The 22,370-nt window shown below is 41.0% G+C and carries 19 protein-coding genes; all 19 read left to right on the plus strand.

Annotated elements, in window-relative coordinates; translation table 11 throughout:
* Positions 1-12: 12 nt before the first annotated feature.
* The 19 genes from AKG39_RS09165 to AKG39_RS09255 all read left to right on the plus strand — a co-directional run bounded on the left by AKG39_RS09165 (position 13) and on the right by AKG39_RS09255 (position 22,369).
* Positions 13-2,073 (plus strand): proton-conducting transporter transmembrane domain-containing protein, encoded by a 2,061-nt coding sequence (locus AKG39_RS09165; RefSeq protein ID WP_050740090.1) that lies wholly within the window; start codon positions 13-15, stop codon positions 2,071-2,073.
* A gap of 14 nt (positions 2,074-2,087) precedes the next feature.
* Positions 2,088-3,035, plus strand: a complete 948-nt coding sequence (locus AKG39_RS09170) for a respiratory chain complex I subunit 1 family protein (protein ID WP_050740091.1) — start codon at positions 2,088-2,090, stop codon at positions 3,033-3,035.
* A 2-nt stretch (positions 3,036-3,037) separates the two neighbouring features.
* Positions 3,038-3,694 carry a hydrogenase gene (locus AKG39_RS09175; protein ID WP_050740092.1) on the plus strand — a complete coding sequence of 219 codons (657 nt, stop codon included), beginning with the start codon at positions 3,038-3,040 and terminating at the stop codon, positions 3,692-3,694.
* A 4-nt stretch (positions 3,695-3,698) separates the two neighbouring features.
* On the plus strand, positions 3,699-5,171 hold the full coding sequence (locus AKG39_RS09180; protein ID WP_050740093.1) for a hydrogenase 4 subunit F: 1,473 nt from the start codon (positions 3,699-3,701) through the stop codon (positions 5,169-5,171).
* A gap of 4 nt (positions 5,172-5,175) precedes the next feature.
* Positions 5,176-6,759, plus strand: coding sequence for a hydrogenase large subunit (locus tag AKG39_RS09185; protein WP_050740094.1), 1,584 nt, complete (start codon positions 5,176-5,178; stop codon positions 6,757-6,759).
* Positions 6,760-6,769: 10 nt separating this feature from the next.
* Entirely contained in the window at positions 6,770-7,558 is a 789-nt protein-coding gene (nuoB, locus tag AKG39_RS09190; RefSeq protein WP_050740095.1) for an NADH-quinone oxidoreductase subunit NuoB, read from the plus strand.
* Positions 7,559-8,018: 460 nt separating this feature from the next.
* The gene (locus AKG39_RS09195) at positions 8,019-9,458 is read left to right on the plus strand and encodes an SLC13 family permease (RefSeq protein ID WP_050740096.1); all 1,440 of its coding nucleotides are present in this window, start codon (positions 8,019-8,021) and stop codon (positions 9,456-9,458) included.
* A gap of 252 nt (positions 9,459-9,710) precedes the next feature.
* Positions 9,711-10,964, plus strand: coding sequence for a serpin family protein (locus AKG39_RS09200; protein WP_050740097.1), 1,254 nt, complete (start codon positions 9,711-9,713; stop codon positions 10,962-10,964).
* 229 nt (positions 10,965-11,193) lie between these two features.
* Positions 11,194-12,021, plus strand: a complete 828-nt coding sequence (locus AKG39_RS09205; protein WP_050740098.1) for an undecaprenyl-diphosphate phosphatase — start codon at positions 11,194-11,196, stop codon at positions 12,019-12,021.
* 47 nt (positions 12,022-12,068) lie between these two features.
* Entirely contained in the window at positions 12,069-12,890 is an 822-nt protein-coding gene (locus AKG39_RS09210; protein ID WP_050740099.1) for a nitroreductase family protein, read from the plus strand.
* On the plus strand, positions 12,881-13,498 hold the full coding sequence (locus tag AKG39_RS09215) for an ABC transporter ATP-binding protein (RefSeq protein WP_050740100.1): 618 nt from the start codon (positions 12,881-12,883) through the stop codon (positions 13,496-13,498). The genes AKG39_RS09210 and AKG39_RS09215 overlap by 10 nt, the downstream gene beginning before the upstream one ends.
* The gene (locus AKG39_RS09220) at positions 13,498-14,271 is read left to right on the plus strand and encodes an ABC transporter permease (RefSeq protein WP_050740101.1); all 774 of its coding nucleotides are present in this window, start codon (positions 13,498-13,500) and stop codon (positions 14,269-14,271) included. The genes AKG39_RS09215 and AKG39_RS09220 overlap by 1 nt, the downstream gene beginning before the upstream one ends.
* A 126-nt stretch (positions 14,272-14,397) precedes the next feature.
* The gene (gene mtnK, locus AKG39_RS09225) at positions 14,398-15,684 is read left to right on the plus strand and encodes an S-methyl-5-thioribose kinase (RefSeq protein WP_050740102.1); all 1,287 of its coding nucleotides are present in this window, start codon (positions 14,398-14,400) and stop codon (positions 15,682-15,684) included.
* Positions 15,685-15,839: 155 nt separating this feature from the next.
* On the plus strand, positions 15,840-16,259 hold the full coding sequence (locus AKG39_RS09230; protein ID WP_050740103.1) for a hypothetical protein: 420 nt from the start codon (positions 15,840-15,842) through the stop codon (positions 16,257-16,259).
* Positions 16,260-16,555: 296 nt separating this feature from the next.
* Positions 16,556-17,566, plus strand: a complete 1,011-nt coding sequence (locus AKG39_RS09235) for a sugar-binding transcriptional regulator (protein ID WP_050740104.1) — start codon at positions 16,556-16,558, stop codon at positions 17,564-17,566.
* A gap of 56 nt (positions 17,567-17,622) precedes the next feature.
* Entirely contained in the window at positions 17,623-19,125 is a 1,503-nt protein-coding gene (gene glpK, locus AKG39_RS09240; protein WP_050740105.1) for a glycerol kinase GlpK, read from the plus strand.
* A gap of 98 nt (positions 19,126-19,223) precedes the next feature.
* Positions 19,224-20,723: an NAD(P)/FAD-dependent oxidoreductase gene (locus tag AKG39_RS09245; protein WP_050740106.1), complete on the plus strand. Its 1,500-nt coding sequence runs from the start codon at positions 19,224-19,226 to the stop codon at positions 20,721-20,723.
* The gene (locus AKG39_RS09250; protein ID WP_050740107.1) at positions 20,704-21,981 is read left to right on the plus strand and encodes an NAD(P)/FAD-dependent oxidoreductase; all 1,278 of its coding nucleotides are present in this window, start codon (positions 20,704-20,706) and stop codon (positions 21,979-21,981) included. The genes AKG39_RS09245 and AKG39_RS09250 overlap by 20 nt, the downstream gene beginning before the upstream one ends.
* A 19-nt stretch (positions 21,982-22,000) precedes the next feature.
* On the plus strand, positions 22,001-22,369 hold the full coding sequence (locus AKG39_RS09255) for a DUF1667 domain-containing protein (RefSeq protein WP_050740108.1): 369 nt from the start codon (positions 22,001-22,003) through the stop codon (positions 22,367-22,369).
* Position 22,370: the final 1 nt, after the last annotated feature.

The raw sequence follows: 22,370 nt of genomic DNA on the forward strand, positions 1-22,370 counted from the left end.
GGAGACCCCAAAATGTTACTTATAATTCACAACATTGGCGAACACAATAGTTTATTTCTGATTGCTATTTTATTATATCTGATCGCAGCAGTTACAGCGCTTATTTTAATAAAACATCATAAACTGTGTAACATTGCATCAAACATTATCTGCATGGCTGCAGCGTTAGTTGGCGCAGCCGCTTCATTAATAAAAATTTTCACAGGGACCACCCAAACAAATAGTTTTATTCTTCAGTCTACTATTCCGCAGCTATCCATGAATATAAGAATCGATACTTTATCGGCATTCTTTGTGCTTTGCTTGTCGGTCCTTGTTTTTTCGGTTTCGATATACTCGATTGGTTATATTTCGCACTACTATGGGAAAAGAAATGTGGGATTATTTAATTTCTTATATGTAAGCTTCATTTTATCAATGTTCCTATTGATGATAGCGGGAAATAGTGTATTTTTCTATATTGCATGGGAAGCCATGTCGATCATTTCATATTTTCTGGTAATTTTCGAGTCGGAACGAGAAGAAAATTTGCGGGCTGGTAAATTGTATATCATTATGACTCATTTAGGAACCGCATTTTTATTAATCGGGTTTATGATGATGTATAGCTACACCCAATCTTTTGATATTTTCGGAAGTTCGGCAGCCATACCAGCGGCGGCAAAAAACCTGATGTTTGTATTTTTTCTGATTGGATTTGGAACCAAAGCCGGGGTCATGCCGCTTCATATCTGGTTGCCTCAGGCACATCCGGCAGCACCCAGCAATGTGTCTGCCTTGATGTCCGGGATCATGATTAAAACAGCGATCTATGGAATGATCCGGTTTATGTTTTGTTATTTACAGATCCAGGATGTCTGGTGGGGCGTAGTCATCCTATGCGTTGGGATTGTATCCACTGTGCTGGGGGTTGCCTATGCTTTGATGGAGCACAATATAAAAAAAATACTGGCATTTTCCAGCGTTGAAAATATTGGGATAATTCTGATTGGCTTGGGCGTATCCTTTATTGCATTTGCTCAAAACAATGAATTTTTAGGCGGCCTGGCGCTTGTTGCAGCGCTGCTGCATACCTTTAACCATACCCTGTTTAAAGGTGGGTTGTTTCTTAGCGCAGGATCCATTCAATATGCCACCCATACAAAGGAGCTTGACAAACTCGGCGGGTTGATTAAAAAAATGCCGATCACGGCGCTGATGGTATTGTGCTTTTCGCTGGCCATTTCAGCAGTCGTTCCTTTTAATGGATTTGTCAGTGAGTGGCTGGTTTACCAATCCTTGTTCTTGAATATCGGTTATGGCGGCGGTGGCCTGAATATTTTATCCATTTTATCAATTGCCGCGCTGGGATTGGCCGGAGCCCTGGCCGCAGCCTGTTTTGTTAAGCTGTTTGGGATTTCTTTTTTGGGACTGCCGAGAAGCGACAATGCCCAAAAGGCAAAAGAGGTTCCGGCGACAATGAATATAGGAATGGGCATGCTAGCCGGGCTCTGTCTGGCAAGTGGTCTTTTTCCAGGCTTTTTCATCGATATTGCGGATAAAGTTGTTCGCAGTCTCACCGGTTTATCAATCACCGCTAATTTGCAGGGCGGGTTTTTAAACGCTACGGCGCCACTGGTTGTTTCCGGAAATAGTATTGCGCCATTGGAAATACTGATTGTGATACTGGCTTTAATTGCCGGCGCGCTTCTGATCATCCGATTAATCGGTGGAAAATATATCGAACGGAAATACGGAACCTGGGATTGCGGTTTTGAAGCACTCAATTCAAGAATGCAGTACACCGCCACAGGATTTTCAAAGCCTTTAAGGATTGTTTTTAGTATTTTATATCGGCCGGGAAGAAAAGTTGAAATAGAAGAAGGTATTTCTTCTTACTTTCCAACCTCCATTAAATATAAGGTCTGGACAGAACCGATTTTTGAGAAGTATTTTTATAATCCGGTACTCAATATGGTCAGCAAAATTTCACTGAAAATAATAAACACGGTACAGACGGGAAGTATTCACGCGTACCTGATATACATTTTCATTGCCGTTTTAACATTAATGCTTTATAACAGGCTCGCATAGAAGGAGATTCAGTAATGGTAGAGGCAGTATATTTAATTGTTCAAATAAGCGTAATTATTTTGATTGCGCCGTTGGTCAACGGAATTATAAAAAAAATAAAGGCATTAACCCAAAAGCGAACCGGCGGACCTCTTTTGCAAATGTATTATGATTTGTTTAAAATGTTAAAAAAAACCGCCGTTGTGTCAGATGTGTCGTCGTGGATATTCAAGGTTACGCCTTTTATCGTATTTTCCACAGCAGTTGCCGCCGCACTGATTGTGCCGGTGACCACCCTGATTAAACCCCGGTGGTTTCCGGGAGATCTTATTATGTTGGTTTCGATATTTGCCCTGGGCAGATTTTTTATGATGCTTGCGGCATTGGATGCCGGAAGCACCTTTGGCGGCATGGGGGCCAGCCGCGAAGCAATGATTTCCTCGCTCATCGAGCCGTCCATCATTGTATCGTTGATTACAGTAGGGCTTATTGCAAAATCAACCTCTGTTTTTGAGATAATGAATTTTATGCAGGAAATCCATAATCCCTTAATTCATCCCGTTTATATCATGTCTTTTTGTGCTCTGGTTATTATTATTATTGCCGAAACCTCAAGAATCCCGGTGGATGATCCCGGTACGCATCTTGAGCTGACGATGGTCCATGAGGCCATGGTGCTGGAGTATTCGGGCAGAAATCTGGCCCTGATGGAGCTTGGTGCGGCCATTAAACAGCTGGTGTTTATTACTTTGCTGGTCAATATTTTCATCCCTCATGATCAGTTGATTAACATTACCGGTTTTGCCGGGATTGGAATATCACTGTTGGTTTATTTATTGAAGATTGTTGTGGTATCGATAGTTATTGCCATTGCCGAGGTAAGCACAGTCAAACTCAGACTCTTCAGCATACCGAATCTCGCCGCGCTGTCATTTATCCTATCCTTTATAGGATTTTTACAATATTTCGTTTTTGGAGGATAAAAATGTCGAATTATCTTGATGCATTATCGGTTTTATTATTAATATCCGCGTTTGTTCTGATGGGAAATAAACGAACAAATGCCTATATAAAAAGCTTTAAAATGCAATCAATACTGATTGCAATTCTAACCGGAGTTATGGGCATAAACAGTCTTTTGAAAGACGGCCATGTTGATATGCTGGTGGTTTGTGCCGTTGTAATAGGGATTAAGGTTATATATATTCCCTACCTTTTAAATAAGACGTGTAAAAATGTGGCCTACAGGGTCGAAAAAGATTTTTATTTCAATATCCCCATCCTTATTCTAGGGTGTTGCTTTATTGTGGTATTTACCTATTTTTCACTTTCAACAACCACTGGGATAAACTCCGGGAACATTAATATGCAAGTCATTAACTCGGTTTCCCTGATTTTAATCGGGTTGTTTTTTATGATCAGCAGAAAAAAGGCGATTGGCTTAATCATCGGATTTCTGGTGATTGAAAATGGGATCTTTGTCACGGCCTTGTTTGCCACCCAGGGCATGCCCTTTATTGTGGATATGGGAATATTAATGGATATATTAGTTGCCGTGATCATCATGGGAATGATGGCGTTTCGAATCGATGAAAAGTTCGTGTCGACGGATGGCAATAAAATTAAAGATTTGAGAGGATAAAATAATGGGATTTGTTTTACTGGCAGTGCCGGTCATTGCGGTTGTGCTGTTTTTTCTTTTGAAAAAAATGCAATATCAACATGCAGTAAGTGTAACAGCTTCAATTATTTTAGTGATCCTTGGGGCTTTTTTAACCCGCGAGGTGATGCTTTACGGTACGGTGGAATATACTGCCTTAGGCGGGATTTTTTATATTGACGCGTTAAGCATTATTGTACTGGATATTGTCGTGATTATTGGTTTTTTGACAAGTGTTTACTCCATTGGCTATTTGGAAGAAGAATTAAGGGAGGGGAAGCTCGATCAGGGCAGGCTGCGAATTTATTATATTTTAATGTATGCCTTTATCTTTACCATGTTGCTGGCATTAACCGTTAAAAACATTGGCATCATGTGGGTCGCCATTGAAGCAACCACATTGTCTTCCGCATTTCTGGTGGGTTTCTATAATGGGAAGGATGCCATTGACGCCGCCTGGAAGTATATTATTATCTGTTCGGTGGGAATTGGTATCGCATTATTGGGAATCATATTTTTACAATTTTCATCCATTGGCGTTGTGGAAAGTTCGCAGTTTTTGGACTGGACAGCGTTGTTTAACAATGCAGCGGACTTAAAAGGTCCGACCCTGCGCTTATCGTTTATCTTTATTTTAGTTGGCTTTGGCACCAAGGTTGGGCTTGCGCCAATGCATACATGGCTTCCGGATGCCCATAGTCAGGCCCCTTCGCCAATCAGTACATTGATGTCGGGGGTTTTATTAAACGGCGCAATGTATGGGATTATTCGAATTGTGGCCATCATCAACCATAGCTTTGGAAACAGTATCTTTGTTGGCCGGATTATGGTCACCGTTGGAGTGTTGTCAGTGGCAACCGCTGCGGTATTTGTTTTTACCCAAAAGGACTACAAACGGATGTTGGCTTATTCAAGTATCGAACATATGGGTATTATTGCCATTGCCATCGGATTTTTTACCCCATTATCCATTTTCGGCGGATTGCTCCATATGATCAATCACTCCTTCACAAAATCAATGTTGTTTTTATCAACCGGGAATATCCTGCAAAAATACAATACCAAAGAAATTTCTAAAATCAGAGGCATGTTTAAATTGCTGCCGGTAACAGCAACCGTTTTTCTGCTTGGTTTATTTGCCATCGGCGGAGCACCGCCCTTCAGTGTTTTTACCAGCGAACTGTTAGTGATCTCATCAATTTTCCAGGAAAATAATTTTCTGGTTGGGGGCTTGTTGATTCTGCTCATTGCCATTATTTTTACCGGGATTGTAGTAACAATGTTTAAAATGTTTTATGGAAATGAAATTCCCAGGGAAACGAGCCCAGGCGAAGGGAATATTCCGGGAGTAGTGACGATTGTGGGACTTTTAGTGATCATCACCGCGATGGGTCTTTATATACCCGGTGAACTAAAAGGCTTGATTGAAAATGCAGTAAAAATAATTATTGGAGGATAGACTATTGATCGATACTGAAACAAATAAAAAGCTAACGGAAATCTTTGCTGATGATATTCTTGATCGGTTGAATTGCAACTCAAATGAACTTTATTTAACGGTTGAGCCTGCTAAAATATTATCGATCTGTAAATACATCAACAGCGAAATGGGTTACCCTCTGGTCTCGATGTTTGCCAATGATGAAATAAGCTTATGTGAAAATTATGCGATTTATTATGTTTTTGCAGACCGCGAAAAGGGACAGTTTTTAATCATTAAAACACTGATTGATCCCCTTAAGATGGCGTTTAAATCCATCACCGGAAAGGTCCATGCAGCGGCGCGATATGAACGGGAAATCAAAGATTTATTTGGTCTGAATCCGATCGGACATCCCAATCCCAAGAGATTGGTCTTTCACGGGAACTGGCCGGATGAAGCATTTCCCTTACGCAAATCCTTTGATTTGCACCATAAGCCTGATTTTGCAAAAAAATCAATAAACTTCGGCAAGGTCATCAGCGCCGGTGTTTATGAGATTCCCGTCGGCCCGGTTCATGCAGGAATTATCGAACCCGGTCATTTCAGATTCAGTGTTGCCGGGGAACCGATTATTAATTTAGAAGCCCAATTGTATTTTGTTCACAAGGGCATCGAAAAAATGTGTGAAGGCGAGAGCATTGAAAAGTGCCTGTATGTGTCCGAACGGATCTCCGGCGATGAAAGCTTTACAAACTCTTATGCTTATTGTCAGGCCATTGAAAAAATTGCCAAAATAAAAATTCCGGCAAGAGCTGGATTTACCCGGGTTGTTTTCGCGGAGCTGGAAAGACTGACAAATCACCTGGGCGACCTGGGTGGCCTATGTACGGATGTGGCCTATGGTTTTGCCGCATATCAGTTTAGAATGATGAAGGGCTGGGCTTATGCGATTGCCGATGAGCTGTGCGGCATGCGATTTTTACGAGGGGTCAACAAGCTTGGCGGGGTCAGAAAAGATTTTATTGCGGGTAAGGAATTAATAATTATCAAAGCATTAGAAAAAATAAAAAAAGAGCTTATGGATACGAATGAAATTATAAAATCAAACGGTCTTTTCATTGACCGGGTTGAACATACCGGAATATTGAGCAAAAAAATTGCCACCGATTTAAATGCCGTCGGGCCAGCAGGACGGGGCTCTGGAATTCTTTATGATGTCCGGAAAGCGTTCCCAAATGAAGCATATCGGCAGCTTGAATTCAAGATTCCCGAGCATCATAATGGCGATGTTAATTGTCGGATCAATGTAAAAATAGAAGAGTGCTACGAAGCTATTGAGATAATATTAAAAGCACTGGAAATAATGCCCCGGGGCAAGGTGCTGGAGCAGATTGATGCGGTAGCACCTTATCAATTTGCCTTTGGCATCACGGAGTCCCCAAGAGGTGAAAATATCCACTGGGTCATGACCGGCGAAAATAACACGATATTTCGTTACAAAATAAGAACCCCTTCCTTTTGCAACTGGCCGGCTTTGTGCCATGCGGTAAAGGGTAATATTGTGCCGGATTTTCCACTCATAAACAAAAGCTTCAATTTGTCATATGCTGGAAATGATTTATAGGAGGATAAAAATGTTTAAAATAATCAAAAAAATAATCAAGTACCCAAGAGTTACGCAAAATTATCCCAAATATACGGATCATTCAATTCCATTTATCGGCAAACCGGAAATCGATCTGGAAAAATGTACACGATGCGGTGAATGCATGAAACGGTGTCCCTCCCATGCCATCGTATTGGATAAAAAAGCAAGTGATATCGGCATAAATTATGATGAGTGTGTATTCTGTGGCCTGTGTGAAGACATTTGCCCAGTGGGGGCAGCGGTAATGACAAGTAAGTTTGAACTTGCCGAGAAAGACCGCAATAAACTCAGAAAGAATACCCTCATTATTGGGGAGCGAACTTACTTGGATAAATCATATGAAATAGTGTGCAGTGAACTTAAGGCGAATATCCATAAGACTTTTGGCAGAAGTCTTCATATCAGAGCAGTGGATGCGGGATCGTGCAACGGCTGTGATAGTGAAATAAATGGATTAAGCAATCCTTTTAACGATTCCGAAAGATTGGGAATTAATTTTGTGGCATCACCAAGGCATGCTGATATGCTTCTGGTAACCGGTGCGGCGACAAGAAATATGCAGCTGGCCCTGGCCAAGACATATAACGCAACTCCCGATCCTAAGCTGGTTGTTGCCGTGGGTGCCTGTGCGTGCAGCGGTGGCATATTTAAGGATACATATGCCACCAGTAACGGGATAGACAGAATTGTTCCGGTAGATGTGTACATCCCAGGTTGTCCGCCAAGACCCCAGGCGATATTGTACGGGATATTGAAAGCCTTGGACCGAGTTTGACGAAATAATACGATAATAAGAAGCAGCAAGAAACAGGACCCGGAAATTTTCGGGTCCTGTTTCTTTTTTATTGTCTGGGGACGTGTAAAATATCATCCTCCGAAATAAGTGCATTATTTCCTCTTGTTCAAAGGATATCATTATGTTAGAGTAAAAACAATTGAGTATCATCAGGAAAATAAGATAGATCGAGTAATAAGGAATAGAAATTGTCTTTATTGGAAGTGAACACATTGAAATATCTTATTGATTAAAGAGTGATGATATTCGAGGAATGCTTTTTTCATTTGGTTTTAGTAAAAACCATTCCAGACAGAGAAAAATTTCCCTTTGTTTGGCGATAGGAGACATGGATTAGTCAAAAAATAATAGAAAAAAATGCTGTTTTGATGGTTAAGCCATGATGATGGCTTAAAGGTTTTGATTAATACACAATCTTATTATTGAAAGAGGTAGATTTTTGTCTGAAAAAAAAATATTGAATATTGCCGACCCCAAAACAAGACCGTATTTAGGGTTTCTTGTTTTTGCTTTGGTAGGACTTTTTATATCTGTCGTCACCCCCTTTACGGGGTTAAGCCCCACAGGGCATATTGTTTTTGGTTCGCTTTTGGGCGCTTTGGGACTCTGGATTTTCAAACCCGGAAATATTCCCTATTTTGCCGGAGCCATCATCATTATTGTTGGCTGTGTGGCTGCCGGCATTTCCATTAAAACCGTGACGTCAGGTTTTTCAAGTGCTTCCATGTGGCTTTTAATTCCAGCCATGTTCTTTGGCTTTGCCCTGCGAAAAACCGGTCTTGGGAATCGCATCGCATTTTTTGTGTTGGAAAAGATTAAGCCGTCTTATCCGATGATTTTAATGGGCTGGTTTGTCATCGGCCTACTATTTTCCTTTTTAACCCCCTCAAGTACCGTGAGGATGCTGATTCTATGTGCCGTTGCCGTCAGTGTTGCGGATGCCTGCCAACTGGCAAAGGGCACTCGGGGACGGTCGCTGATTGTAATTTCGGCGTGGTTTACTGCCATTTTCATCGGAATTGGCTGGTTTACCGGCTCGTTAAACGGACCTGTTTTAACCGGGTTTTTGCCCGCCGAGATGCAGGCGCTCATTAATCCGGATATTTGGCTGAAAACCATGTGTCTGCCCTGGATTTTTATTACCATTGTCTTTTTAATCGGTTTGTTCTTTGTGCTGCGGCCCAAGGAAAAGTTACCGGTTACAAGGGCTGACATGAAACGGTTCTATAGCGACCTGGGAAAAATAACCCCAGAAGAAATTGCCACCCTGGTTATTTTAGTCGGTGTATTTTTAGGACTGGGTTTCCAGAAGATGCATGGCTTGCCATCCTTTGCTATTATGCTGGTCGGATTATTTTGTCTGATGCTGTTTAAAATTATCACCGTTCCGGACATCGGCAATGGCATCAGCTGGGATATCATAATTTTTATCGGCACCATTATGGGACTTTCGGAAATTTTTGCCGAAGCTGGCATCGTTGATTGGATCAGCGCGGGCATTGCCCCTCTGACCACCCTTCTGGCCACCAGTCCGCTGATCTTTGTGATGGGTTTAATGCTGCTGTTTACCGTCCTGCGGTTTTTAGACATCACCTGGGGCTGGACTACAGCGGCGCTGCTGTCTACCACCACTCCGATGCTATATTCGGTTTACGGCATTCATCCGATTATTTTACTTTTTGTTTTTGCCGCTGGCGCCGGTATTTTTTTCCTCAGTTACCAACAGCCGTGGATTGCCTTGACAGAGTCGGTTACCAAAGATGCCGGCTGGAACGTCAACCATATGCAAAAGGCTGGGATTGTCTTCTTCGGCAGCGTATTACTGGCCATTCTGGTGTTTGTGCCCTATTGGCAATGGATTGGGGTACTACCATCCTAAAATATAATTATGTTTAAAAAGGCGTGACATAAATTCATGAGGGACACCCCAACGATTAGATGCTAAATAAATCGTTGGGGTGTATTTTTATGTCTTGTCCTGGCTGAAACACGGACTCAGTATTTGCAAAAGATTGATTAAAATATGGTAAGCTGGCCATTAAAATGGTACAATTCATTATATATTTACTGTTTATGCGCGCATTTTAAACGAATCGGAAGTGAAAAATAAATTAGGAATAGAGGGGATGATATGAAACTAAAAAAATCCTTAATCGGTGGGCTGCTGACGGCATGCCTGCTGTTAAGCGGCTGTGAAAACTTTAGCCAGAACACAGCAACTGTACCAAAACCGGAAGACGGCATTCTGAACTCATTTTCCGCACCGCTGGCGGCTCGAAACAACGACTTTGGCTTTCAGCTTTATAAAGAACTCAATAGCTTTGATGAAAATAGTATGGTTTCGCCGGTTAGCATTGCCATGGCTTTAGCCATGACGTATAATGGCGCCCGGGGAGAGACCGGCACGGCAATGGCCGAGACCCTGAAAATTCAGGGGGTTGACATCGAAACCCTTAACAGGAATAATCTGGCGCTGCTTTATTTATTAAGCACCGCGGATCCCAAAACGACACTGAGCATTGCCAATTCGCTTTGGATCGGCCAGGATGTTGCGCTCGATCCGGAGTTTGTCACCAAGGTTAAAGAATTTTATAATGCCACAGCCCGGGAACTTGATTTTGGCGATGCCAAAGCAGCCGCTGTAATCAATGCCTGGGTAAAGAAAAACACCCAGGGGTTGATCGCAGAAATCGTCGCCCCGCCCATTGATCCTTATGCGAAAATGTTCCTTATTAATGCGGTTTACTTTAAAGGCGAATGGACCCACCCGTTTAAAAAGGACCTGACCTCGGATCAAATATTTATGACCGAGGGTAACCAGTCGGTGACAGTACCGATGATGTATCAGAGTGGATCCTTTGACTATCTCCGTGGTCAGGGTTTTCAGGCCCTGCGTCTACCCTATGGCGAGGAACAGCGACTGGCCATGTATCTTTTTCTGCCGGATGAAAATTCAAGCCTGGAACAGTTTCAGGCAAATCTTAGTCAGGAAAATTGGGCGAACTGGCTTTCACTCTTTGAGAAAAAGCAAGGAAGCCTGTTGCTTCCCAAATTCACCATGGCATATGAAACGAGTCTAAACCAGGTCCTTAAAAACATGGGCATGGGCATTGCCTTTGAAGCTGACACGGCTGATTTCACGGGCATGATCGCGGAAGGATCCAATGAGGGTCTTCATATCAGTGAAGTTAAACACAAAACCTTTATTCAGGTCGATGAGCTGGGCACTGAAGCGGCGGGAGCCACCTCGGTGGAAATGGGCGTCACCAGCGTGCCTGAGTACGATTTCACCCTGGAATTCAACCGCCCGTTTTTCTATGCCATCCAGGACAGCGACACCGGTGCCATTCTTTTCATGGGTTCTGTCGCAGACCCCAGCAAATAAAAGGCCCGGCATCCCAGCAAATCATTCGATTTCCAGAGAAAAGACGGTCCCGAATTGGCGAATTCGGGACCCTTGGTTTTGATTTGCGCTATTTAATAAGTAAAAACCAAATAAGTTGAAATCAGTTTCATGAAAAAGCAAGAAAAAATACAGTGAGATATAAGAATTCTCAATTATAATGGTAAATTCTGGGTGTTGACATCTGGGTAGACAAAAGTAGGAGGAAAATATGGGATTTATTGAAGTATTGAAAGCTATCATCCTTGGCGTTGTTGAGGGAGTCACCGAGTGGTTGCCCATTAGCAGCACCGGACACATGATTTTGGTGGATGATTTTATTAAACTGAATATGTCGGATCCATTCATCGAAATGTTTTTGTATGTTATCCAATTAGGCGCAATTTTAGCGGTTGTTTATATCTATTGGCATAAACTGGTGCCGTTTTCGTTTACAAATGGAAAAATAATGATCAGAAAAAATACCGTCATTCTTTGGTCAAAAATTGTGGTAGCCTGTATTCCGGGTATTGTGGCCTATATCCTGCTGGATAGTTTGTTCGATACATATTTTATGAATTCAATCACTGTTTCAGCCATGCTGATTCTGTATGGGATTCTTTTTATCATCATAGAGAATTACAATAAAAAGCGAAAACCGGAAATCGTAAAATTATCACAGCTAACCTATAAGAAAGCTCTGCAGATCGGCGCATTTCAGGCATTATCCATTGTACCGGGGACATCCCGTTCCGGGGTGACAATCCTAGGCGGGATGATTTTGGGAACATCCCGAACGGTTGCCGCCGAATTTACCTTTTTTATGGCCGTTCCGGTAATGTTTGGGATCAGCTTGTTAAAAATGATTAAATTCGGCTTTGCTTTTACCCCCTGGGAAGCACTTATTCTATTGGTCGGAATGGTTTCTGCCTTTATTACCTCCGTATTGGCCATTAAATTCTTAATGACCTATATTAAAAAACATGACTTTAAAATATTTGGCTGGTACCGAATTGTGTTAGGCGTCATTATACTTGGGTATTTCTTAATTAGGGGATAACGAATAAATGATTAAAGTAATAAAGACGAATAAGAAAGCGAGAAAAGATGGTATCAATTGATCAGGAAAAGTGTATTGGCTGCGGATTGTGTGTTGCGGATTGTTTTCCCAATGATCTAATTATGAAAGATGAAAAAGCAGTGGCAACAAATAAAACCTGTATAAAATGCGGACATTGCATTGCCATTTGTCCGGTGAATGCAGCAAGTATTTCTGATTACGATATGACTGAAGTCAAAGAGTATGATGCAAAAACCTTTGAGGTGCCACCAGAAAACTTATTAAACTTCATAAAGTTCAGACGTTCGGTCCGCAAATTTAAAGATCAGCCCATTGAAAAAGAAAAAATCCAACAGATTATTGAAGCAGGACGGTTCACTCCCACCGGGAGCAATCGTCAGCCGGTATCGTATATTGTGGTTCAGGATGAAATCAAAAACCTTACCGGACTGGGGCTTGAAGGCTTAAATCGGCTGGGGAAAAATATTTTAGACGATACCACCAATAAAAATCCGTTGTTCAGGTTTTATGCAAAGCGCTGGATGAAAATGTATGAGGATTATCTTAAAAACCCGGAATTGCCTACAAATCTATTTTTCAATGCCAGAGCCATTGTTTTAGTGGTTTCAGACTCCTCTATCGATGGGGGCTTAGCGGCTTCATCCATGGAGCTGATGACATCGGCCCAGGGCCTGGGCATGTTTTTCAGTGGTTTCTTTGTGAGAGCAGCCAACGGCAATCCCAAAATAAAGAGCTTTTTAGGCATTGATGACAGTAAAGAGGTTATTGCCTGTCTGGTGATGGGTTATCCGGATGCGAAATACCAACGCACCGTACCCCGAAAAAAAGCAGAAGTTTCATGGCTCTGATCGAATATCGAAATATTAATTTAAAATTTGAGGAAAGGATTCTTTTCTCAAATTTCAATCTTGAAATAAATAAGAATGAAAAGGTGCTGTTTTCAGCTGCGTCGGGTCAGGGAAAGACAACTCTGGTTAAAATGCTGTTGGGTTTTATTGTGCCGGATTCCGGTTTGATTATGGTCAATGGCATAAAATTGTCCGGCGAAACCATCAACACCATTCGCAAAGATATTACCTACGTGAGCCAGGATGCTGATCTTCCCAAGGGGATTGTGGCCGAAGTATTTGATGAGGTGTTTGGTTACCGGGCAAATCGGCACCTGAATTATGAAAAGGGTATGCTGCTGAAATGGCTGAATGAATTTTCGCTGATGCCGGATATTCTCGAACAGCAGGTCGATTGTATTTCCGGCGGCGAGCGCCAGCGGCTGGCCTTGATTATGGGGATCCTTCTGGACCGGGACATTTGGGTTCTTGATGAAATCACCACGGGTCTGGATGCGGAACTCAAAAAGAAAATCGTTGAGGTGTTGCTGACCTATGAAAGAACTATGCTCATTGTTTCCCATGATGAGATTTACAAAAACAAGGGACTCCGGGAGGTGATCTGGTAATGGGCGTTGAACAAATACCTTTTTACACCCCGCTATATTTAGTTCTTTTTATGATCCCCATCGTGATCATCAATTATAAAATGGGGATAACGCTTAATAAACGGCTTATTTATGCCCTATTTAGAATGACCATCCAGTTAGTGCTGGTGGGCTTCTTTCTGCAGTATATTTTTCTCTTTAATAACCCATGGATTAATACAGGGTACATCCTTTTTATGATTGTGGCAGCTGCGCTTTCCACGGTAAAAACCTGTGGTTTAACCATAAAAGATCAGTTTATATCTATTTTACTGGGTTTTGGCATCCCCAATATTGTGATGATTCTTTTTATTAACCAGTTTGTCATTGGTTTGGATAACATTTTTGATGCCCAGTATTATATTCCACTGATGGGAATGCTTTTGGGCAACAGCCTCAGTGGCAACATCATCGGCGTTAATACTTTTTACAATGGCTTAAGAAAAAATGAACGGCAATATGATTACCGGTTGGGTTTGTCAGCGAATCAATGGGAGGCCACCTTGCCTTGGTATAAGGAAGGGGTTGTCGCCTGTCTCAATCCGATGATTGCCTCCACCGAAACCATCGGCCTGGTGTCCCTCCCGGGGATGATGACCGGTCAGATTCTGGGGGGATCCATGCCGATGACGGCCATTGTCTATCAGATTGTCATTATGGCGGCCATTTTAATTTCCCGTTATTTCAGTATCCATCTTTCCCTTCTGCTGACGCGAAAAACAGCTTTTGATGCCTATGATCGGCTAAAGGTGTAATAATATCCAGAAAAACCAGACAAAATATTCCTATGTATGAAATAATTAGTTCATTTATTTTAACTTAAGATGGTGATATAATCAGTCAATATAGCTCAAAAGAGTAAGAAAAAGGCGAGGTAAACCATGGCCTACAGAGACTTAACACCAAAAAAAGTAATTGAATATATAAAAGCATATACGGATATCTTTCCTGGGGATACAACCCTTGAGGTTTACGAAATCGGCGGTGGCGAAGATGATGGGGATGGTTTTGTTAACCATGTTTATCGTGTTTGGGATGAAACCGGAAAATCAGTGATCCTAAAACAGGCAAAGCCCTATTTGAAAGTTTTTGGCGAAACCGCATTATTGACCACCATGCGCAATCAAATAGAATCAGAAATTATTAAGTTAAGAACCGCCATCACCCCGGAATATTTACCGGAAATGTATCACATTGACCCGGCCAATAATCTGTTTATCTATGAAGACTGCGGTCGCTTGAAAATCATGCGCTTTGAATTAACCAAGGGGAAATCGTTTCCAAAATTCCCCAGCCAAATCGGGGAGTTTCTGGCCAAATCGAATTTTTACACCTCTGAAATATATCTGGATCAGGTCGCCCATAAAGCCCTCGAAGCTAAATTTATGAACCCCGAAATGCGGGTTATCATGGAAACCATTCTTTTTTTAAGAGAGTCGTTTATCGAGGATCTCCCCCACGAACCGGTTGTGGGAGACCCCAATCACATTGCCATGAGCGATTTGCTTTGGGACAAACGGGAGCTAAGGGTTGAACTGCTAAAGCTCCGGGGGATATTTATGAAAAAAAGCGAGTGTATCGTTCATGGCGATCTTCATACATCAAACATCATGATCGACGAAAACGAAATGAAAATCATCGATATGGAGTATCCTTTTATGGGCCCCACATCCTCGGATACGGGTTATCTGGCCGGGAACCTTATCTACGAGTACATTGCCTGGTATCATCATCCGGAGGGGACCAAAGCCTCTCGTAAGACCTACCGTAAAGAAATTCTGGGATATCTCCGGGATATGATCAACGAATACCAGCGGATTTACTGCGAGTGCTGGGACAGGGATGCCAAACCAATGTATCGGGAGTATACCGAATATCGGGACTATCTGCTTAAAAATTATATTAAAGAGGTCTGCGGATTCACCGGCTGCCAGATTGTGAGCCGGGTCGGCAGCATTGTTCCGTTGCCGGATTTCGATGTGTTACAGAATCCCGCCAGCCGTAATTGCGCCCGGCGGCTGTCACTGCTGATTGCTGATGCATTGATTATGAAACGGGACGAAATAGAATCGGTTGAAGATATCATTGCTCTTATTGAAAAAATCACCTACCGTTACTTTGGGGTTATGAAGGAACTGCATGGCCGGGAGTTGCCTTCCCGGGCTTAAACAATATGGAAAACAAAATTCATCGGCTTTGTTTTTTTAAATCTTTAAAATTTGCTTTCTAAGCGCTGTTATAATCCAATCAGGATTGTAAATGAGTCATATGAAGCTAAACATAGTTTTAGCTTCATAAATAAAAATATTAGGAGGAAAAGAAGATGAAAAAGAAAAAACTGACTGGCTATGTATTGGCAATATCTGTATTAATGCTTTCAGTACTGTTCATGGGAGCAAGCTGCAGTGCTTCGACAGCCAACATCAGCAATCCGGTGATGACAACCGGGATTGACGACAATTATCAACCGGTTGATGACCTGACTGAATTTCCTGTTAATTCAATTGTTTATGTTGTGGCGGATATGAAAAATGCACCGGAAGATACACAAATTACCTTTGTATGGTATATTGAAAACGAAGTAATTGACAGCGTCACCATTTCCAATGAAGATGTGAGCGATGCACCGGTTTTCAGTTATCTGCCCGCGGAACTGACAACGGTACCTGGCAACTATTCTGTTGAAATTTATATTGATGACAGAGAGGATCCCGATACGGTTACCGAATTTGTGATTCAATAATAATTGTTTTATACGGAATAAAAAATTGAGATAGTCTGGTTTGCTAAATAAAAAGCATAGTACTCATGAGTACTATGCTTTTTATTTTCGTACAACAGTTCGCAATGAAAATATTTTCACTATTGTTAATAAATGAGGGTGGAAGTATAATTATTGAAGAAAGAACACAGAAGTTTTAAACCACTCCCAAAATTGCGTATGAAAAAGATAAATTGAAAACGTATACTGTTGTCATTAATAAATTTAGTTATTGTACAAAATAATGCTTTTTAAGCAGAAAAAAAAGAAGGGTGAATATGGAACCTGAAGTATATAATCAATCGAATTTCGCAATTTTGAAAGCAGCATATTTATACTACATTAAGAATATTCCACAAATTGAAATAGCAGAAAAAATGAATATCTCAATAACCACGGTTTCGCGGTTAATTAAGAAAGCAAGAGAAGAAAAAATTGTTGAGTTTGTCATTAGAGATCCTTATATTGAGTGCATGTATCTTGAAGAAAAACTCCTTAAAACTTTTGGGTTAAAGGATGTTATTATTGCACCAAATGGTTTTGTCAGCCATGTAGACAATGAGGAAAATACGGCTGAAGCGGTTAAGAAGCTTGTGGCGCTGGAAGGTGCTCGCTACCTGCAGAGAATTATTACCAAGGATGATGTATTGGGAATCACCTGGGGCTCCACGATGTACTATCTGATCCATTATTTAAACCCCTGTCAAAAAGTTGATGCAGCTTTTGTAACGCTGCATGGGAGCATCGCATTCTGTGATCATGAATTGGATGTGAGAACGCTGACATCACGAATGGCCATGGCCTTCGGAGGAAGGCAGTATTACCTTTTGACCGAAGCTTTAATGAGCAGTAAAAAAATAACCGATTTCATTAAAAATGAAAAAAACACGAAGGTTGTTTTCGATATGTTTGATGAGGTGACAATTTCGATTAATGGTATTGGGTCAATGTATCCTGAAGTAAATTCAGTATTGGCCGGCCGTGATTATTTAACAGAAAAAGAATTCATTGAGCTACAGAAGGAAAATGTTTATGGAGATATTGCCCTAAGGTTTATTAATGAACGAGGGGAAGAATGTGGTGGTGAGTTAAGAGATCGGACCATCGCCATCGATTTAGAAAAGTTCAAGAAAATTAAGACAAAAATAACCATTGCATCTGATGAAAGCAAAGCTCATACTGTTTATTCGGTATTAAAGGGTAAGCTGGTGGATGTTCTTATTATAGATTATGCACTTGGCCGGGCAATTATGGAGCTGTTTGAAAAAGAAAATAACACGAAAATCTAAAATGGAAAAAATGCTAATCATTGCATTTTTAATAAATGAAAAGGTGGTAAAGACGGATGAAGGAGTATATTTTAAGTATCGATCAGGGGACTACCAGTATTCGAGCAATTTTCTTTAATCATGATGGAGATATTGTCAGTGTATTTGCAAAAGAATTCAGCCAATTCTACCCAAAATCAGGATGGGTTGAACAAGATCCAATGGAAATGTGGTCAGTTACCATTGAAGTGATCGAAAAAGCAATGCTCAAGGCCAATATTAAAGAAGAAGAAATCATTGCAATCGGTATTACTAATCAGCGTGAAACATCTATTGTATGGGATAAAAATACAGGAGTACCGGTTTATAACGCCATTGTATGGCAGGATAGAAGAACCGCAGAATATTGTGATCAATTGAAGGCAGATGATCCTGAAATTGAAGCAGTGGTTAGAAACAAAACGGGATTGATGATTGACTCATATTTTTCAGGCACAAAAGTTAAATGGATACTTGACAATGTTGAAGGCGCAAGGGAAAGAGCTGAAAAAGGCGATCTTATTTTTGGAAACGTCGACACCTGGATTATGTGGAACCTGACCGGCGGGAAAACCCACGCTACCGATTACAGCAATGCTTCCAGAACATTGATGTATAACATTCATGATCTGAAATGGGATGAAGATTTATTGAAACTCCTGGATGTACCTGCAAGCATGTTGCCAAAAGTGCAGGAAAGCAGCGGACTTTTTGGGAAAACTGCTAAGATCTTCAAGCGTGAAATACCCATTACCGGTGATGCCGGAGATCAACAGGCAGCAACCTTTGGTCAATGTTGCTTCAAAAAAGGAATGGCCAAATTTACCTATGGCACAGCTGGAGTTATGACAGTGAATATTGGTGAGAAACCATTCTTATCAAACAATGGATTGACAACAACCATCGGTTGGGGACTTAATGGTAAAGTTGAATATCTTTTGGAAGCCGTGGCCTTCTCAGCAGGTTCAGCAATTCAATGGTTACGTGATGAGATGGATATGCTTGATGAATCTCCGGATTCTGAATATTTTGCCTTAAAAACTAAAGAAAAAAGTTGTGGCGTTTATTTCATTCCAGCATTTACCGGTTTATGCGCACCTTATTGGAATTCCTATGCCAGAGCGTCGATCGTTGGAATTGAAAGAGGGACAACCAAAAACAATATTATTAGAGCAGTTCTTGAATCATTAGGTTATCAGACCAGAGATATGTTTGATGCGTTTTCAGAAGATTTAGGAGAACGGTTATCTATTCTAAAAGTGGATGGGGGAGCCTGTAATAATAATTTATTGATGCAGTTTACCGCAGATATTGCTAATGTAGAGATTGAAAGACCGGATAATACTGAAACTACTGCTGCCGGCGTTGCATATTTAGCAGGTTTGGCAGTTGGCTTCTGGAAAGATCAGGATGAAATTGTTCAAAAGAGAACGGTAAATAAAGTATTCAAGCCAAAAATGGAAGAAGCATCACAAACTGAACTCTATGATGGATGGAAACGTGCGATAAGAGCAAATCTTTCCTGGGCAAATGATAAATAGATTAGATTGTAAATAAAACTCATTATTTGGGGTGTGCTCGCACCTTCCTAGTGCGCGTACACCCCAAACACATAATAAATTAAGTATGGAGGAACACCATGAAAACAGATATTTTAATAATTGGCGGCGGTGTCATTGGAGCTTCCATTGCACATCAGCTGGCAAAGTATAATATGGATATTATCCTGGTTGAAAAAGCAAGTGATGTTTGCATGGGAACCAGCAAAGCAAACTCTGCCATGATTCATAGTGGATTTAATATTGACGGTGATAAGTTAAAAGGTAAGTTAGCTTTGGCAGCAAACAAAGTGATCAGGGAATTGTGTGATGATTTAAGTGTGGGGTATGTAAAACCATTGGGTTCAATCACCGTAGGATTCGACGAAACCGATTTAGAAAAAATGAAAAAAACCTTTGAAAATGGTGCTAAAAATGGCATAAAAGGAATGAAATTACTCAACCAAAAAGAGCTCCATGAAATGGAACCGCATCTGAATCCAGAAGCAAAATATGGTCTGTTCGAGCCAGAAACGGGAATTATTAATCCCTTTGAATATACCGTTGCGCTTGCTGAAAATGCCGTGCTTAACGGGACAACGGTGATGCTGGAAACAGAAGTGCTGGATATTATCATCGAAAATAAAACTGTTAAAGGTGTTAAAACTAACAAAGGCGATATAGCAGCCCGAGTTATAATAAATGCTGCAGGTTTATATGCAGATAAAATAGCGAGTATGGTTGAAGAAATTGATTTTGATATTAAACCAAGAAAAGGCCAATATTTTCTGTATGATAAAAAGTGGGGCAAGATATTAACGCATACAATCTATTCGGCACCAACAAAGGTTTCTAAAGGTATGATTGTTGTACCAACTATTGATGGCAATATATTAGCCGGCTCCAACGCCGAGACAATTGAGGACAAAACCGATTTAGGCACCACATCAAAAGCATTAAATGAAATTTACATAAATGCTATTTCACATTTATTCCCGGAACTTCCTAGAATGGGTGATGTTATTACTGCTTTTACAGGATTAAGAGCAGCAAGCACCAGTGAAGACTTTATTATCGAACCGGCTAAAACAGTCAAGGGATTCATTAATGTGGCAGGAATACAATCGCCCGGGTTAACCTCTGCACCGGCAATAGCAACCATGGTTGAAGGTTTAATAAGAGAATTAGACGTCGATTTGGACTTTTCGCCAAAAGCAAACTATGAAAAAGGGCGCCAGGCGCCAGTATCTCTGGCGGATTTATCCTACGAAGAAAGAACCGCTTTGATTGAGCAGAATCCGGATTTTGGTGAAATCGTCTGTCGATGTGAGTCAATCAGCATGGGCGAAATAATAAATGCGATTCACCGACCTATTCCGGCAACCAATATGGATGCCATTAAACGCCGGGTCAGAGCAGGCATGGGACGTTGTCAAGGGGGTTTCTGTGGACCTAAAGTTCTGAATATTTTAAGCAAAGAATTGGGAATTACCCCACTTGAAGTGACCCAAAAAGGAAATAAATCCTTTGTATTAGCTTTTAAGAATAAGGAATTATCTCTAGAAGAAGGAGATATAAATTATGAAAAAATTAGTATATGATTTAGTCGTTGTCGGTGGCGGTCCAGCTGGGCTTGCAGCAGCCTTAGAAGCAAGAAAAAATGGTGTGGAGAAAATACTCATCTGTGAAAGAGCTCCTTATTTAGGTGGAATTTTGAATCAATGCATCCATAACGGATTTGGCCTGCAATATTTTAAAGAAGAATTGACCGGACCAGAATATGCTAGTCGGTTTATTGCAGAAGTTGAAAATTCTGACATCGATGTAAAATTAGGAACCATGGTCATGGAAATATTAGAAGGACATCAGATTATTGGTGTTAATAAAAAAGATGGCATGTTTGCAGTAGAAACAAAGGCCGTGATATTAGCAATGGGTTGTCGAGAAAGAACCCGTGGAGCAATTACCATACCGGGAAGCCGCCCGGCAGGAATTATGACTGCCGGAACTGCTCAAAGCTATGTTAATCTGGAAGGCTATATCCCAGGAAAAGAAGTGGTAATATTGGGATCAGGAGATATCGGACTCATTATGGCAAGACGGTTAACCTTAGAAGGGGTGAATGTCAAAGGCGTGATTGAGCTGATGCCTTATTCGACCGGGTTAATTCGCAACAAAGTACAATGTCTTGACGATTTTGGAATTCCCCTGCTATTAAGTCACTCAATTATTGAGATTCATGGAAAAGAAAGATTGGAAGGTGTTACCATTGCAGCGGTTGATAAAAATCTTAAACCCATAGAAGGAACGGAGCAATATGTTAGTTGCGATACCCTGCTGCTTTCAGTAGGATTAATACCGGAAAATGAACTATCCAATAATTTGGGATGTGAAATGGACAAAGTTACCAGAGGGCCAGTGGTCAATGAAAAACGGATCACGAATATCCCATGGGTCTTTGCCTGTGGAAATGTACTGCACGTCCATGATCTGGTTGATAATGTAACACAAGAGGCTGAAATTGCCGGCCAGGCAGCAGCTGCTCTGATCACCAATAAAACCAATGAAGAAGAAAAGAATGTGGAGATTACCCACGATAACAACATTGGATATGTTGTCCCACAGCATATTGATGCATTAAATAATCAGGGGAAAGTAGTTAAGTTTTTCTTGCGGGTGAAAAATCCGGATGAGGATGTTAAATTAGTAGTAAAAGATAATTTCGAGAATATATTATTAAACCTTTCAAAGTCGATTGTGGAACCAGGAACAATGGTTACATTCAATTTGCCAAGGAAATTTGTGACTAAAGATACATCCACGATTAATATCTCGATTTCAAAGGAACAAGCAGAATAAAGATGGAGGTGGAAAAGCTATGGAAGAAAAGAAAATAATCTGCATTGGTTGCCCCAAAGGGTGCAGTTTGAGAATAGAGCACGTTGGAAAGACAATTCATGAGATTGCTGATTACGGATGCAAAATAGGCCTGGAGTATGCTGAAAATGAGTTTACACAACCCAAAAGAATTATTACAACCACCGTTAAACTAAAATCCGGTTATTTGCCTTTTGTGCCCGTAAAGACAAAAGAACCGGTAAATAAGGAAAAAATATTTGAAATCATGAAGCTGATCAGCAAACTTGAAATTGAATCACCGGTAAAGGTAGGCGATGTTGTGATGTCAAATCTCGCGGGAACCGGTGTTGATTTAGTATGCACCAGAAATATTGAAAAAGCCTCTTAAC

The organism is Acetobacterium bakii (genome assembly GCF_001263355.1).
GTDB classification, from domain to species: Bacteria; Bacillota; Clostridia; order Eubacteriales; family Eubacteriaceae; genus Acetobacterium; species Acetobacterium bakii.